The sequence below is a fragment of the Sphingobacterium zeae genome, from assembly GCF_030818895.1.
GTDB classification, from domain to species: Bacteria; Bacteroidota; Bacteroidia; order Sphingobacteriales; family Sphingobacteriaceae; genus Sphingobacterium; species Sphingobacterium zeae.
The window spans coordinates 1,983,361-1,997,717 of the sequence record NZ_JAUTBA010000001.1 but is presented as its reverse complement, the minus strand read 5'-3'; the positions used below and the strand labels follow the sequence as shown (position 1 = coordinate 1,997,717).

General features: G+C 42.8%; 16 protein-coding genes. 7 read left to right on the top strand and 9 right to left on the bottom strand.

Annotation, left to right across the window (positions count from 1 at the left end; genetic code table 11):
* Position 1 precedes the first annotated feature (1 nt).
* From QE382_RS08385 to QE382_RS08360, 6 genes are all read right to left on the bottom strand, one after another.
* Entirely contained in the window at positions 2 to 448 is a 447-nt protein-coding gene (locus QE382_RS08385) for a hypothetical protein (protein WP_307185486.1), read from the bottom strand.
* An 11-nt stretch (positions 449 to 459) separates the two neighbouring features.
* Positions 460 to 1,074, bottom strand: coding sequence for a CHAP domain-containing protein (locus QE382_RS08380; protein WP_307185485.1), 615 nt, complete (start codon positions 1,072 to 1,074; stop codon positions 460 to 462).
* Positions 993 to 1,379, bottom strand: coding sequence for a hypothetical protein (locus QE382_RS08375; protein ID WP_307185484.1), 387 nt, complete (start codon positions 1,377 to 1,379; stop codon positions 993 to 995). The genes QE382_RS08380 and QE382_RS08375 overlap by 82 nt, the downstream gene beginning before the upstream one ends.
* Positions 1,380 to 1,470: 91 nt before the next feature.
* The gene (locus tag QE382_RS08370) at positions 1,471 to 2,112 is read right to left on the bottom strand and encodes a DUF6266 family protein (protein ID WP_307185483.1); all 642 of its coding nucleotides are present in this window, start codon (positions 2,110 to 2,112) and stop codon (positions 1,471 to 1,473) included.
* Positions 2,113 to 2,704: 592 nt separating this feature from the next.
* Positions 2,705 to 2,992, bottom strand: coding sequence for a helix-turn-helix domain-containing protein (locus QE382_RS08365; RefSeq protein WP_307185482.1), 288 nt, complete (start codon positions 2,990 to 2,992; stop codon positions 2,705 to 2,707).
* Between the two features lie 49 nt (positions 2,993 to 3,041).
* Positions 3,042 to 3,785 (bottom strand): LytR/AlgR family response regulator transcription factor, encoded by a 744-nt coding sequence (locus QE382_RS08360; protein WP_307185481.1) that lies wholly within the window; start codon positions 3,783 to 3,785, stop codon positions 3,042 to 3,044.
* A gap of 629 nt (positions 3,786 to 4,414) precedes the next feature.
* Here QE382_RS08360 and QE382_RS08355 point away from each other — a divergent pair.
* The 4 genes from QE382_RS08355 to QE382_RS08340 all read left to right on the top strand — a co-directional run bounded on the left by QE382_RS08355 (position 4,415) and on the right by QE382_RS08340 (position 7,492).
* On the top strand, positions 4,415 to 5,416 hold the full coding sequence (locus QE382_RS08355; protein WP_307185480.1) for a helix-turn-helix domain-containing protein: 1,002 nt from the start codon (positions 4,415 to 4,417) through the stop codon (positions 5,414 to 5,416).
* Between the two features lie 12 nt (positions 5,417 to 5,428).
* The gene (locus tag QE382_RS08350) at positions 5,429 to 6,304 is read left to right on the top strand and encodes a hypothetical protein (protein ID WP_307185479.1); all 876 of its coding nucleotides are present in this window, start codon (positions 5,429 to 5,431) and stop codon (positions 6,302 to 6,304) included.
* 113 nt (positions 6,305 to 6,417) lie between these two features.
* Positions 6,418 to 6,990, top strand: coding sequence for a MauE/DoxX family redox-associated membrane protein (locus tag QE382_RS08345; RefSeq protein ID WP_307185478.1), 573 nt, complete (start codon positions 6,418 to 6,420; stop codon positions 6,988 to 6,990).
* A gap of 160 nt (positions 6,991 to 7,150) precedes the next feature.
* Positions 7,151 to 7,492, top strand: coding sequence for a hypothetical protein (locus tag QE382_RS08340; RefSeq protein WP_307185477.1), 342 nt, complete (start codon positions 7,151 to 7,153; stop codon positions 7,490 to 7,492).
* Between the two features lie 68 nt (positions 7,493 to 7,560).
* On the opposite strand, the gene QE382_RS08335 is transcribed toward QE382_RS08340, so the two are convergent.
* Together QE382_RS08335 and QE382_RS08330 are read right to left on the bottom strand one after the other, a co-directional pair.
* Complete coding sequence (locus QE382_RS08335; RefSeq protein WP_307185476.1) at positions 7,561 to 8,919, bottom strand: RagB/SusD family nutrient uptake outer membrane protein; 1,359 nt, start codon at positions 8,917 to 8,919, stop codon at positions 7,561 to 7,563.
* 3 nt (positions 8,920 to 8,922) lie between these two features.
* Positions 8,923 to 9,057 (bottom strand): hypothetical protein, encoded by a 135-nt coding sequence (locus QE382_RS08330; protein WP_307185475.1) that lies wholly within the window; start codon positions 9,055 to 9,057, stop codon positions 8,923 to 8,925.
* A gap of 140 nt (positions 9,058 to 9,197) precedes the next feature.
* On the opposite strand from QE382_RS08330, the gene tnpA reads away from it, so the two are divergent.
* The 3 genes from tnpA to tnpC are packed head-to-tail and all read left to right on the top strand — an operon-like array spanning position 9,198 to position 11,362.
* A complete protein-coding gene (gene tnpA / locus QE382_RS08325) occupies positions 9,198 to 9,479 on the top strand; it encodes an IS66 family insertion sequence element accessory protein TnpA (RefSeq protein WP_307185128.1) in 282 nt (93 codons plus the stop codon).
* On the top strand, positions 9,479 to 9,817 hold the full coding sequence (gene tnpB, locus QE382_RS08320; protein ID WP_307185127.1) for an IS66 family insertion sequence element accessory protein TnpB: 339 nt from the start codon (positions 9,479 to 9,481) through the stop codon (positions 9,815 to 9,817). Before tnpA ends, tnpB begins: the two co-directional genes overlap by 1 nt.
* A gap of 48 nt (positions 9,818 to 9,865) precedes the next feature.
* Positions 9,866 to 11,362: an IS66 family transposase gene (tnpC, locus tag QE382_RS08315; RefSeq protein ID WP_307185126.1), complete on the top strand. Its 1,497-nt coding sequence runs from the start codon at positions 9,866 to 9,868 to the stop codon at positions 11,360 to 11,362.
* Here the strand turns inward: tnpC and QE382_RS08310 are convergent.
* Positions 11,332 to 14,346: a SusC/RagA family TonB-linked outer membrane protein gene (locus QE382_RS08310; RefSeq protein WP_307185474.1), complete on the bottom strand. Its 3,015-nt coding sequence runs from the start codon at positions 14,344 to 14,346 to the stop codon at positions 11,332 to 11,334. The genes tnpC and QE382_RS08310 overlap by 31 nt on opposite strands.
* Positions 14,347 to 14,357: the final 11 nt, after the last annotated feature.

Here is a 14,357-nt window from a genome sequence, read left to right as displayed (position 1 = left end):
ATCATGTTTTAAAAAAGTTTCGAAATTTCCAAGCCAGTGCAAATGCCACTAATAGCAATCCGATGAGCCATAGATTGGGGAATGCCCATGCGCTCCATTTTTCTGTGCTTTGTTGCTGCAGCGTTTTTACGCGGCTAGCGCTGCTGTTTGTAGAAGCCCCCTGTTTATTACTTATCTTTACCTGAGATTCCAGCATGGCCAACTGCCCCTTTTGACCGATCAAACCACTATCGGGATGAAAGCGAAAACTGCTATCCGTCAAAAAAAGCCAATGCCGCGATTGGCTATCTCTCTGTCCGCTGTACCAAATATCGAGTTGCTGCTTGTAATTGGACTGCGTTTGTTCTTCCCGCAGAGCTTCTTTCCGCTCGCTTTGATAAAGTTTACAGGAACAAAATAACAAGAAGACTATAGAAAAAAATAATCGCGTGTAAATATACCTCAACATATCACCACCTTTCAGTCCAGCCAATTTGAAAACGCATGAATAGTGGATGCAGGACGCCGCTTTGAAAGGACCTGATTACCTACATTCCCTTCCACAGTCACGATCCAATTGTCCTTTTTTTTGCGCACAATCCCCACATGGTTGATACGTTGGAGACTGGAGCTATAGATAGCGAAAAGATCTGCCTGGCGAACACTCCCCTGCCCGATCTGCTGGGCTGTATAACGCCGGGCCACCGGAAAAAGTGCCGGGCTCCAGGGATTCCGCGGAGCTGCTAATCCAGCTTTGCCGTAACACCAGGAGGCAAAAGCCGCACACCAGGCATACCCCTTTCCCATTCCGACATACGCGAGGTATTCCTCTACCCTGCTGCCATCGTTGTTGCCTGTGGCCTCGCGCACGCCAATATCCTTTACAGCAAAATCCACAATACGCGCGCGTATACCCGAACTGGAGTATCGTTTCACTGATGGGTCATTGTCCCGCTCCAGGTCAGAACTGGTACTTCGGAGCTCAGCATAACTGCCTGACCGCTTCTTGTCAGCTACAGCAGTATTGCCAAAACGGCTAAGAACGAGAATAGCGACAGAAAGAATACCGAAAAATAAATAATGCATTGTTGCCATAATGTCAATTGATTAAAGTGAAAACTGAAATTTTCCCGAAAGAATTTAAAAGGCTGCCACAGGATTTCCTGGAGCCAGCAGCAGCAATAAATAGCCGCCGCGCCAGCCAGTACGGCAAAGAGCAGCACGGAGAGGATACCAAGATCCAATACCCCGGCTGTAGGATCGATCGCCTGTAGCAAAAGCCCTGCTGAGATAAAAAATATGAGGAGACCTACCAGTACAATGCCAAGCACCTGTCTTCCTGTTAGCGGCCAATAGATATCCTCGATATCCGAGACCAGTTGTTTTTGTATGGATTCCATTTATTTTGTTTTTAATTTGTTGATAGTAAACGGGGTTAAGGATGAAAGGGAGGCGCTCCTGACCGAACAGCCTCCCTTTATGCAGATGCAGCTAGTTCAACACAAACTCCCCTAAGTATTGGCTGGTTGAGGTTATTAGCCCATCCCGATGGATATTAAAAGACCAGCCCACTATTTTCTTTCCAGTATAGCTATCCGGCAACGCGATATCTATCGCTGCGTCCGATCTTGTCGCACCTTCGTACGCAAAAAAAAGGTTGTCCTCTTCATCGTACAGGATGACCAGCACCTGATCGTCGTCAAAGGCATTAAAACGATTGATGATCGGATCCCAGGTCAGGTTTAGCACACGAGGCGCCACCTCACCTACGACCAAACCAACCAAAGCTGCCAGACTACCACTGGCAATTTTGACTGCCGCGAAGTCTATCGTAAAATCCGGGTAGTTGCCCCGAAAAGCATGATTGATCAGCTGTTGAAAGGCCGCATTATAGCCTGTTTTGTTCCTTAGCTTGCTGTCTGAAAACCCAAGCATCAGGATATCTTTGATGGACTTGAGAAAACTGGTCGTCATCCCAAACTTCATCCGCTGTGCCAGCTGCGCTTCTGACGAAGCCTTGCTACTCTTTTTTGGTAACGAACGTACATAATCTATTCCTCGCCATGAACTTCCGACGACATTCCTAACTTTTCCGCTATAGGATCCGTGAATCCCTTTTACAAATCTTGCCATGTTATTATTTTTTTAAATTGTTAAACCCTAAAGTGGCGCTGCAGGCAGCCACTACTTTGATATCATGGTACTAAGGTAAAGCGGTGTATGAAAGGAATTTGCTTTATGGCGCCATCTGACGTCACTTGACTGAAAATGCCATTTCCGACGACATCAAATCCAGCATTTTGATGGAAAACGTTGTGCTTTTCGAGCGATCTTCATACAGACTCGCCTGCTTTTGAATTGATCGTTATTTACCTGCTTGAGGTTAATTTGAGACCATTTGTAGGTTAATTAGTTAGCATTAAGGCCAGGTAACGGCTTGTAAGTTGCCGTAAAAAAGCTATTCATAGGCAAGCAATAGGCAAAGAAACAGCAACCAAACAGCAAAGAAAGACCAATGAATAAGCAAACAAATGGCAAAGAATAAGCAAGGAAATGGTATAGGGTAAGCAAACAGATAACAGCGAAATACCATAGAATAGGCAACCGAGGGGCGGTCTAATCCCAACGTAATCCCAAAGAGGAAGCAGCGACTAGCTTGGTTCACTGCGTGCACTCGAAATAAAAAGGCCAATCTTTTCCCAAAGATCAGCCTTAAAAAACAATGTTAGATCATACCTCGATTTATGCTCCGCTTAATCGCATCCTGGAGGTCCTGTTCGCGGTAATAATGCTTGTTGCCCAGGCAAATGGGTTTGAGTACTCCCGATTTTACCCAGCGGTTGTACGTACGTTCGGAGATCCCGAGGCGTGATACCACAGCCATACGAGTCATCAGTTCGTCCACATTCCAGCCTATCTGCGTTCCTTCATTTGGCATGATTTGGTAGGCTTTGCAGGACAGCTTGTCGTTAATTTCTCGCAGCAATTGTACGATTTCATTCAATTGTAACATAAATTATTGCATTGATTGATGCCATGAAATGGCGCAGCCCTACCGGTTTTTATTTATTATTCTGTCTATAGACTTCGTATTGATGCCGAAAATTATCTTTATAAGATCGGGTCACCGCAATAGGGAAACCATTTCTTGGTTTGACAAAATGAAGTTCACCTGAACGCAAGAGGTCAATTTTGGAAAGATTGACCAAGGTATTTATCCGAGGGCGTGCAAACATGGCTGCTGGAAGATTAGCCTGCAGCCCTCCTAGGCTTCCTTTAACTTGATACTTATCTTTTTCCAAATAAATATCGATTATATCGTTGTCTACTTGCGCATAAAAAATCTGGTCAACGTCTATTTGAATCGTATCGTTATTGAGATCTTTTATCGTTAAACTTTTCACTTCTCTACTTTGTTCCTGCAATTTCTTATCCACCTTTTCGACCACATCTTCCATTTTGGCCTTCAATACATTAAAACTGATCTTTTTACTGAAATAGGTGTAAAAACCAGCCTCATTTGCTTTAAATACATAATCTGTATGTGCTGAACAGGCAACCATGACGGGAGGATTGGGAATCAAACTGGCCAATTTGATCCCATCAATCTCCTTATCGCCAAGATCCATACCTAGCATCAACACATCGACCTCATTTTCTTTTAGGTAGTTGAGGGCTTCTATGGGCTTTTGAACAATTTTGATGTCGTCATTGATAAAAGGAAGTTCCTTCAATGACATTAAAATATACACCAACGAGTCTGGATTATCATCAACGATCAATAGTCTATAATTTAACTTATCCATGCGATTTCATTAAAACAAAGGTTTTATAATTTAAAAAGGTTTAGAAAAATAAATTTACCTAAAATATTTATTTAATTTCAATATAAACAAAAATATTATTAATTGAGACTCAAAACAGGAAGGTGATATTACGACAAACAGAAAATTACAGGATTGCCGCTGAAAATACCGTGTTTTTTTCGGTTACGTATGTCCTTCACATAGCCGACATCAATTGGGTTAATTAAGGGAGTGATTTCTTTCGCAAAAGCACACTCCCCATTCGGTATAGGGCTGCATATCTATACCTCTTCACATTTAATCACATGTTGACTCCATTTCATCGTATCGTTTGTTGAACCATTTTCTGGCCTTGGGCTGTACCCTCCCCGGCCAGAAATTTTAAAACTCTCTATTGGATCCAATGGCAACAAAGATGTCGTCAAAGAAAAATGATTTCAAAAAAAAATGTACATACTGTACAAATGGTCAACTGCAAGACAACGACAGCATAAATCTGTCAGGTGCAATCTGAAAATGTCATCTACCCTACACTTTGGTCATTTGCATGAAAAATACCGTTATGTACCATTTTATTTGGTCTTTACAGTAGATCTTCATAAAATCATATAATAACTAGTTGTTAGTAGATGAAAAAAACCTTCAAAATTGTATTCAGTAAAGAATATAAGCGCGTTGATGATCCTCCACATCCATTAAGTTACCCCATTCGCCATGCCAAGGAGAGGCATTGGCGATCCATACACAATCAGATCAGCGAACAAACTTTTGACGGCCGATATGCTTATCTCTACGCATACGAGTACTGGATCAACGAGTCGACCGATCTGACGATTGAGGTTTACATGCACGATCTTCATGTCATCTATCCGCTATTGGACGAGGTGCAGATTTGTGGGGAAAGGCTGGATCAGGCATTCCGTTTTGAGCTTTGTCCCTCTGAGGGCGCTTATTTATACGTTGCATCGGGCCATTATCGTTTACATTTACCTATAGGCCATCATATACTGGTTGGCTTTGTCGTGGATGCCGGTATGTTCAGGCCGCCGGCCATTCAACAATTTTCATTTCTCAAACACTTGGTTCAGGCAAAAAAAGAGGCGTCAACTACTTCGCTCAAAAGTGTGGGTTTTCGTGTGGGCCCCATTACTGTCAAATACCTGTGTATCCTGTTCAGTATACTCAACCCCAATACGCTCAACAACGAGCATATCCTGCTCAAACACCTGATTTTTCTGATCGATCTAAGCCGGTTCAAGCTTCTGGTTGACAATGACATAAACAATCACCTTGCAGTGCGTTGCCGACAGCTACTGGATATCATGATCCTGCAGCGCGGTGCTCAAGCGCTGATCAAAGAAGTAGCTGCAGTGTTTCTGACAGACGCGCAACAGCTCAGCCGCGAATTCCACAAATTTTACGGTATCCGTATGAAGGACTACCGCAACCTGCTGCTTCTCGATTATATTGAGCAGCTTATTGTGGAGCACGATAAGCTGGGCACTACTGCTCATGAAGTCGGATTTAGTGGCCCGAGCGAAATGAACCGATTTATTAAAAAGATGACCGGTTTGACGAGCGCTCTGTTTAAACAACAACTCGAACAAAGACGCGATAAAAAATCAAACTAAACCGACTTTCTTATGAATTTTATAGAAAGAAAAACACTGGATGTTAATACTACCCATGCCATCCTTCAAGATGCATACGATGCTTTGCCGCAGCTGATGAGCCGGTTAGCGCCTGGCGGTTGGGAGGAAAGCAGCTTTCATCAGGAACTCATGGACAGCCGGCAGCTATTTTATGACTGTTACCTGGAAAGTGATAGCGCAAGTGTATGGGAGACAGACTCCTCCTCTGATGTTAGCGCGCATGTGGATCAGCCCGAAGAAAAATTAAGCCTTGATGATTATTTATACATCTGCTTTCCACCGATTGGCTACGATTACTTAGAGCTATTTTACTTAATTTCCTGCATTCTCACTGAAATCACTTTTGTCAGTAACCTCTATCAGAATCATGACGGCGACATGTATTATTTCGATGAAATGACAATGGAAGATCTGGTGATCCAATTGGCGCATGAGAATGGAGAAATTGATAAAAACTGGGCGGATTTGATGGTATTTACCTTTTCGCCGCCCTACATGGAGGCGATGGAACTGCACTATTGTCTGGAAGTATTATTTCGGATTTTGCTAAAACATGGCTTTCAGCTCGATTATTGGCACAATGAGATTTTACAAGTTGTCGATCTTCAAAACGTATATCAAGAATTATTATTCAGTAACCTCGACGCCCACGAAAAAGAGCAGCGGCGTGAATCGGTTAAAGCAGATATCAATGCTATACTCCGTACCTACGATAGCTCGGCGATTGATCCGCTCGACCTACCGGCCATCATCGAAATGTTTAACCTGCGCGAAGTGTGCCCCATCGTGCTCGCCTACCTCCATGCCTATGGTGAATTTCCAAAGGGATATCCTTATTTATTGACCGAATATCAAGGCTATCTATAAATTGCCCTTATCAAACTTGGCCTATCGATCAATCAAGTTTGGCCTAACGCGAGGGGTCTATATGATTGTAATTTAGTCTTACTAATGTAAGTAAGCGATTAACAAAATAGATTATGGCACTAGGCGGAAGATATTTACAGCATGATGGAGGCACAGCAGCGGATACAGTTCAAAACGTAAGGTCACGTAGTTGGTTAGGGCACAAATTTACTGGGGTGCTTTCGTACATCAGGAAGCATCCGCAGGAATTTGTGTTGCAGGTATTGACTTACGCTTTGCTGTGTCTATGGATCTATGTGGGATCGAAAAAGGTATTTACCTATACCGAATTCCGTACTTCGATGATCAAACAACCTTTTGCCAATGGGTATGGCATTATGCTATCGTATATCCTACCCGCCGTACAGTTAGCTACAGGCACCCTCTTTATTTTTGAAGGAACTAAAAGATTGGGCTTTTGGTTTACGATCATTCTGATGTTTGTTTTTTCAAGCTATGTGATCTTGGGCTTACGAGATACCTGGGGAAGTATACCCTGCGATTGTGTCCTCGAATTTCCGATCAGTTGGAAGGCACATCTTTGGGTCAACGGACTGATCGCGATAGCATGTATTGCAGGCTTGCTACTTGATAGAAAGATAAGGATTTCGCATCAGAGGAAATTGATGACGAAGTTAGGTTCATAAAGAAATTAGCAATAGCTGTTACAGCGGAAGCTGAGCCCAAGGCTGGTTCAGCAGAAGGGCGCGTCTGCCAAAAGACTGAGGGCTTCTCGTCCTAGATCGGCCGTAATAGCCTATCGAAAGGGGAAAACACAATTATAAAAAACAGAAATACACTAAATGTATGAAAACATTAAAATTTAATGCAAAAGCCGCAGTAGCTGTGGTCGTTGCAATGGCATCCTTTATCGGATTTAACAGTTTTAAAAATGCTGAGAAAAAAGTGTCATCGTCTTGGTATCAGATTACAACAAATGCATCCAATCCAAGTGATGATGTATTAGGAAGTGCAATTACAGATCCAACCTTGTCGGGTCAATGTAACGCAACTCCCGATGACATGCGCTGTGCACGCTTTATTGAAAACCCCGATAATCACGACCTATCAGGGTTAACAGTTGATGAAGCATCACAATTGTCGAACGTTCAGATCACAAGTGATCTGACCTACAAACCAGAACAATAGATACATCATAATTTTGTTTTTCATGTCTTGATTATTGGCTCCATCAAATTTATGATGGAGCCTATTTTTTACCGTTTAAACTGCAGCACATCAGATTTTATAATGACTTCCTCAGGAACTGGAAAAGTATACCTCCTATCCCTTGCTGGAAGACTATACTCTATTCCATTCACCGTCCGCTTTAGGTCTATCTTAAGATTATCTTCCCGATTGAGCCTCCTTAGATCATACCAGCGATGTCCTCTTAGATACAATTCTTTCCGCCGTTCCAACAGCACTAGTGCCAATGCTTGAGCCTGCGTCATATCTTTATACTCGGGTGCTGCCCCTGGTTTGTACCTATATTTTAGGAGCTCATTAACGGCCTGCAATCCATCATTGACTTTTCCTAAACGCACTAAGCATTCTGCTTTGATCAGATAAGCTTCGTCAAGCGCTATTCCTGTAAAGAGTGAAGCAGAACCAAGATACGATCCCTTATATTGATACAGGTTTCCAACCTTAGTAAAGAAATAGCTTTTGCGCAGATCATTACTATCGAACAAATCGACAAAAGAGGTCGGAACGATCAATTTTGTTTTGGAAAAATATTCAACTTGATTAACATTTTCAAAAAGTAAAAACTCCTTATTGCCTATTCCACTTGCCGGGAAAGTATAGCTAACACCAGGTGTAATACTATTATAGTCCAATAATGAATACCCTTCGTTTAAAGCCATATTGGCGTAATTCAATGCTTTTTCATAATCACTTTTAACGAGATATACCCTGGCAAGCATGATCATAGCACACGCCCGATTGGGTAGATACAATACAGGCACCTGTTTGGGCAATTGATCTAGCGCTTGCAGCAAATCACGTTCAATCTGTGCATAAGTCTCTGTTACGGTTGCCCTTTTAGAAATTAACGTCGGATCATAATCCAGCCGCAATGGGATTCCAAATATTTCGTTGTCAGTATCTCCCCACGGAGCAGCAAAATGCATTGCCAAAGTAAAAAATGATTTCGCCCTAAAAAATAGGGCGTAGCCTTCCAGTTTAAGTCGCGTGCTTTCATCCTGCTCTTTGCCTTTCAATTTTTGCAATCCATCGAGTACAAGGTTAGCATATAAAACCGTCTGATATGGATTGTTCCAATCGGGCACATCCTCACCTTCAAAAAGATCTTTGCTCCAGACATAGGCATTTTTATCCTGTAGCTTTTTCAATGCCAGCCAGATATTATCATCAACAGCGATTTCATCACCACTGGCAATACCTAGACCATTTCCCGTGGATGTATTCATAACCGTGTACTTATTGAGCAACATTTCGAAATCGGTCAAAGTCGATGGTACTAACTGCGATTTGTTGTTCTTTACATCCAAAAAACCGGGGTTACAACCCCATAAAAATAAGAGACAAAGTAAACTCAAAAGTCTTTTCATGATTTAATAATTTAAATGAATACCTATCGAATATGCATTGGGAATCGGATAACTTGAATTGACCGCATCCGGATCAATGCCAAATTTATTGGAACGATATAGGATCAACCCACCATTGTACTGCGCAAATAATCCCATATTGGCGGCCCTCCCGCTTTTGAATGCGAAGTTATAATCCAGACGAATATCAGAGAGCTTGATAAAGTCGCCCTTGACTACCGTATCCGCCCTACCAAGTACATATTTTCTGAGCGATGTATAATGCGGAGCTTTGCTAAATGAGCAAAGAAGAAAAAAGAATACAGATGTTTGCCCTGATAGCAGACTGGCAACAAAGCGGTATAAGCAAGAAACGATACTGCGCAGAAAAAGGGATAAATGAGGCCACCTTTTATTATTGGTATTCGCGCAGTAAAGAAAACGTTTCGTCTGCGGGGAGTTTTATATCCATCGACAAGGCCTGCAGAAAAAGTGAAGTTGAGGTAATTTATCCCAATGGTGTACGTATAAAGGTAGAAAATGATCTTGGACTTCTCTCTCAATTGATCCGTCTGTACTGATGTTTGCGCTAGGCTCATCGCATAGGTTTTATCTTTATGATGGTTTTTGCGATATGAGGAAGTCTTTTGATGGACTTTGTGGACTGATCAGTTCAGGAATGCAGCGGCAAGCTACCAGTGGGGAGGTTTTTGTGTTCCTAAACCGTAGCCGTACGCACGTGAAGCTGTTACATTGGGAGAAGGGTGGCTTTGTGCTGTATTACAAACGGCTGGAGAGCGGTACTTTCGTACCGCCCAGTATAAAAAACGGAGAGTTGTCATGGAGTGATCTGGTGCTGATGATTGAGGGGATACAGGTCGTAAAAAGTATTCAAAAAAGACGTTTTACTTTGCCTTAAAAGCGGCATTTAATTGCATGAGCGCGGGTAATTCCGTATCTTTAGGGTATGGAAACAGCACTGGAAAATCTCTCAAAAGAAGACCTTATCAAGGTCATTTCCAGTCGTGACCAAGCCCTTGTTGAAAGAGATGAAAAGATAGATTACCTAGAGTCCCAACTCGCTATGTACAAGCGTATGCAGTTCGGGCAGAAGCGTGAGCGATTCGAAGGCGATCCAAATCAGACCATGCTTCCCTTTGAAGCAGCGCCGGCCGAAGTTATACAGCAACAGGAGGAAATCAAAGAAAAGATCGAGTATGTACGTAAACGACCTAATCATAAAGGACGTGCTAAATTACCTGCCCACCTCCCTGTAGAAGAGGTTGAAATCCATCCCGAAGGTGATCTATCCCAAATGGTTTATATCGGTAAAGAAATTACGGAAGAATTGGAATGCGAACCTGCAAGGTTCTATATCAAACGTTACATCCGTTATAAATATGCTGCCAAAGATAAATCTGCCGTGGCCATTGCCGAGCTTCCCGAGCGTGTAATCGACAAAGGAATCCCTGGGCCGAGCCTGCTTGCGATGATCCTTACCGGTAAATATCAAGATCATCTCCCGCTATACCGACAGAAACAGATCTTTGCCAGAGAAAATATACAGATAGCTTCCTCAACAATCGAAGGATGGGCCAGACAAGCCTTGGAGAAACTGGAACCACTCTATGAACAACTCGTCTTCCAGACCAAATCACAGGGTTATTTACAGGTTGATGAAACCCCAATAAAAGTATTGGACAGCGATAAAAAAGGCGCTGCCCATCAAGGCTATTATTGGGTGTACCACGCTCCATTGGAGGGAACCGTGCTGTTTGATTATAGCCCTACCCGTGGTGGCATTGCCGCTGTGCCTATGCTTGGAAACTTTAAGGGTTATCTCCAGACCGATGGCTATACTGTATACGAAAAGTATGGCAAAAAGAAGGAAGTGACGCACTTGGCCTGTTGGGCGCACGCACGCCGTGAGTTTGAAAAAGCATTGGATAATGATAAAGCAAGAGCTGAAAAGGCATTGCTAATGATCCAGAAGCTTTATGCCATTGAGCGGAAAGCCAAACACGAAAATCTAAGCGCAGAGCAGATCAAAGAACTTCGATTGACCGAATCCTTACCTATTATTAACGAGCTGGGCAAATGGATCTTTGAAGAGATAAAAAGCACATTGCCTAAAAGTCAGATCGGTAAAGCTATGGCGTATGCATACGCTAGATGGGATGCGCTATCAGCATACCTGTATGATGGAAATCTGCACATAGACAATAATCTTATCGAGAATGCCATTCGCCCCGTTGCACTGGGACGAAAAAACTACCTCTTCGCAGGAAGCCATGAAGCAGCACAGCGTGCGGCGATGATCTACTCATTCTTTGCTAGCTGTAAAAAGCATGAGGTGAACCCTTTCCAGTGGTTAAAGCATACCTTGGAAAACATCATGTCAATAAACCATAAAAACTTAAAGGATCTATATCCTCAGAACTTCAAAAAATCAGCAGACCTGTAGTTCATAGGCCGGATACTGACTACCAATGGACTTACATTTGCATAATAACTATCCCGATTGGCGTTTACATCGCTTGGTAAAGCAGGTACTATCGTTGTGTGTTCATCCCCCGGTTTTTGCCAACGATCGAGGTAGTCGATATTGCCAATGCTATTTTGAAAAAGCTTCGCATAGTCAATGGATTTCCGTCTAAAATAGAAGCCATTTTTCCATTGGATCAAAAAGCTCAGACCAAAGTTTTTATAAGTAAATGTATTGCGTATACTTCCCTGATATGGCGGAAAACTTCGCCCTACTAAAATGAGGTCGTCTATAGAGATGCTATTAAAATAACCTGTATAATCCTTGTCTCCACGCGGGGTTAGTACCATTCCAGTAGCCGGATCCAGTCCACCAAAAGGGTACGCGTATATTTCGTCCAACGAATGCCCCTCCCGAGGTCTTGGAGACGATACAAAGCTGCTCGTTTTGACCGCACTGTTTGCCATGTAGTTGGTCACCTTATTAGTCGTATAGCTCCACAATAGGTTAGCATCCCATCTAAAATTGCCCTGTATAATGTTTGCGCTCAGATTGAGATCTAGCCCCTTGGTAATCATATTGGCATAGTTGATCCTATTGTCAACATTTGACACACCATTTGACGTAAAGATTCCGGTTGTTGGGTCCAAAAAAGATTCGCCGATCAGATCGTTTCCATCTTTTGAATAATAATCAATCGTTCCGCGAATTCTTCCGTTCAGCACAGCAAAGTCGAGTCCCAGATTAATGATATTTATCCGCTCCCACTTTAAACTGGGGTTTCCTGCACTGGATAAAGTAGCGCTCGGCAATGAATTTGGGAAGACGAAAGTTGCCACATAAGCCGTTGGCAAAGCACTGATTTTGTTGACCACATTTCCTGTCACCCCATAACTAGCCCGCAGGTTGAGCCTAGAAATCCAGTTTGGCGTTAACTTTAGGGAATTCTTGAGGTCCTCATTGACGCCGATGGACCATAACGGCACACCTTTTTGATTTGTTTTAACTCCAAATAAATTGGAGGCATCCCATCGGGTACTCAGGCTAACGGTGTGCATCTTATCAAATACATAATTCAGATTGCCGTAGTAAGAGATATAGCGGTTTGTCAATTCCATTGTTGTTGCCGTATTGGTCGGAATCAAGCCGCTGCCCTCTGGGCGGACAGGATAGTATTTTGTATAATCGAAGCTTGTCTGATAGCTCAGGTTGTCGCTGTTATAACCATAGAGACGGCTTCCAGCTTCGGCAATGGTTTTGTTCTCGGACAGCTCTGCTCCTGCCAATGCGTTGATCTGATGTCTTTTCAGAAAATTACGGCTGTAATTTAGCTGGCCACGCCAGTTGTACGACTGGTCGCTCCCATTGTTCTGATCCAATATGGCACCCAAAGGAATGATATAAGTACCGTCCGCTTGTGTGAATCTGTTTACCAGATCGCGTACCAAGTAACTATCCTTTTTGTATAGGTTACGAGTTGTGTTAATTCCTTGCTGAAATTGATATTTGAGCGATAAGTTCAATCCCGAGATAATCTCATAAGAAAGGCCTGTCCCTAACAATAGATTCCGGTTTGTCGCATTCAGATCCTGTTGGTTTCGATCTTTTATAGGACTAAAAGACCAGTCAAGCAAGCCATTCTTCTCAGCACTCTCTACGTAGGAAGACAGGTAGCGGTAATTAATGGGAAGCGCCGTTCCATCACCATCCTCAAAGGTTGTATAACCATCCAAATTGCGCGTATAGTTCAGGTCGCTGAGCGAGTAACCATTATGGATGGACTGGTTCATATTTAACCGGATATTGGTATTGAGTACCAGTTTTTTGAGCAGGTTATATTCCGTATTCAATGAAAAGGTATAGCGTCTATCCCGATCCCCCACGATATTGAGGTTATTTTGATCGAAGCCCGCAGAAAGCAGGTAATTGAAATCTGATCCACCAGCTTTAAGCTGGAGATTATAGCGCTGCAGCCAGGACATCCGGTAAAGGTGTTCTTGAGCTTGCTCGCGTACATCTCTATTCCGCAGGATCTCTTTCTGTTGTTCCAGTGTGGACAGATCAATCAGACCATCCTTATATTTAAAATTGAGCGCGGCTACACCAGGCAGTAAAGTCGGATTAGCCCGGTTGTAAAAACCACGATCAAAGAGCGTTTGTTCAAGATCGACACGATCCGCGGAGGGGATATAGTTTCTATTGTAAAATAAATCAGGCCTATCCTTTAAAATACTGCTCGCTGAAAAGGTTAGCTTCAAAGGTGTATTATTAATCCCCTTTTTGGATGTCAGTACGATCACCCCATTACCAGCTTTAGCTCCCCAGATTGCTGCTGCAGAAGCATCTTTAAGCACCGTTATATTTTCAATATCATCGGGGTTGATCTGGTTTAGATCCCCTGTATAGGGAAAATTATCCAAAATAATCAAGGGTTCTGAACTAGATTCAATTGAGACTACACCCCGCAGTCGCAGTGAAGGCTTGATGGTGTTTTCATTAAAATTTGTCCTTCGGTCAAATTGAAGCCCACTGGTAATACCCTCGAGTCGCTCTATAATGTTTGGAGAGGGGTTGCGCTGCAGCAACTTCTGATCAATCTGTACAAAGGAGCCTGGCAAATTTCTTTTATCCGAACGATAATATCCTGTGTTGACGATGGCTTCATCTAGCTGTACCGACGTGGCTTTCAGGCGTATCACAGCAATTGCCGGATCTAACAGCAGGGAGACTATTTGCCTACTATATCCGATTGCGGAGGCTTCAATCTGCTTTTGCCCATCCTGTACAAAAGAAAAATAACCAAGGTCATCAGTCTTTAACACCTTATTTTGTGGCATCAACCGAATATTGACATTTGGGATAGGCCTATCATTGCTGTCAAGCACCCTAATTTTTCGGGTTTGCTGTGCACTTGCTAGCAATGGAAACGATAGTAGTATAAAAAAATAGAAAATAGTTTTCATTTGTTTTAAAG

What these genes read in the sequence shown, in the direction of transcription:
- QE382_RS08385 (WP_307185486.1), bottom strand. Translation starts at nt 448, where the DNA reads ATGTTGAGGTATATTTACACGCGATTATTTTTTTCTATAGTCTTCTTG.
- QE382_RS08380 (WP_307185485.1), bottom strand. Translation starts at nt 1,074, where the DNA reads ATGGCAACAATGCATTATTTATTTTTCGGTATTCTTTCTGTCGCTATT.
- QE382_RS08375 (WP_307185484.1), bottom strand. Translation starts at nt 1,379, where the DNA reads ATGGAATCCATACAAAAACAACTGGTCTCGGATATCGAGGATATCTAT.
- QE382_RS08370 (WP_307185483.1), bottom strand. Translation starts at nt 2,112, where the DNA reads ATGGCAAGATTTGTAAAAGGGATTCACGGATCCTATAGCGGAAAAGTT.
- QE382_RS08365 (WP_307185482.1), bottom strand. Translation starts at nt 2,992, where the DNA reads ATGTTACAATTGAATGAAATCGTACAATTGCTGCGAGAAATTAACGAC.
- QE382_RS08360 (WP_307185481.1), bottom strand. Translation starts at nt 3,785, where the DNA reads ATGGATAAGTTAAATTATAGACTATTGATCGTTGATGATAATCCAGAC.
- QE382_RS08355 (WP_307185480.1), top strand. Translation starts at nt 4,415, where the DNA reads ATGAAAAAAACCTTCAAAATTGTATTCAGTAAAGAATATAAGCGCGTT.
- QE382_RS08350 (WP_307185479.1), top strand. Translation starts at nt 5,429, where the DNA reads ATGAATTTTATAGAAAGAAAAACACTGGATGTTAATACTACCCATGCC.
- QE382_RS08345 (WP_307185478.1), top strand. Translation starts at nt 6,418, where the DNA reads ATGGCACTAGGCGGAAGATATTTACAGCATGATGGAGGCACAGCAGCG.
- QE382_RS08340 (WP_307185477.1), top strand. Translation starts at nt 7,151, where the DNA reads ATGAAAACATTAAAATTTAATGCAAAAGCCGCAGTAGCTGTGGTCGTT.
- QE382_RS08335 (WP_307185476.1), bottom strand. Translation starts at nt 8,919, where the DNA reads ATGAAAAGACTTTTGAGTTTACTTTGTCTCTTATTTTTATGGGGTTGT.
- QE382_RS08330 (WP_307185475.1), bottom strand. Translation starts at nt 9,057, where the DNA reads ATGGGATTATTTGCGCAGTACAATGGTGGGTTGATCCTATATCGTTCC.
- tnpA (WP_307185128.1), top strand. Translation starts at nt 9,198, where the DNA reads ATGAGCAAAGAAGAAAAAAGAATACAGATGTTTGCCCTGATAGCAGAC.
- tnpB (WP_307185127.1), top strand. Translation starts at nt 9,479, where the DNA reads ATGTTTGCGCTAGGCTCATCGCATAGGTTTTATCTTTATGATGGTTTT.
- tnpC (WP_307185126.1), top strand. Translation starts at nt 9,866, where the DNA reads ATGGAAACAGCACTGGAAAATCTCTCAAAAGAAGACCTTATCAAGGTC.
- QE382_RS08310 (WP_307185474.1), bottom strand. Translation starts at nt 14,346, where the DNA reads ATGAAAACTATTTTCTATTTTTTTATACTACTATCGTTTCCATTGCTA.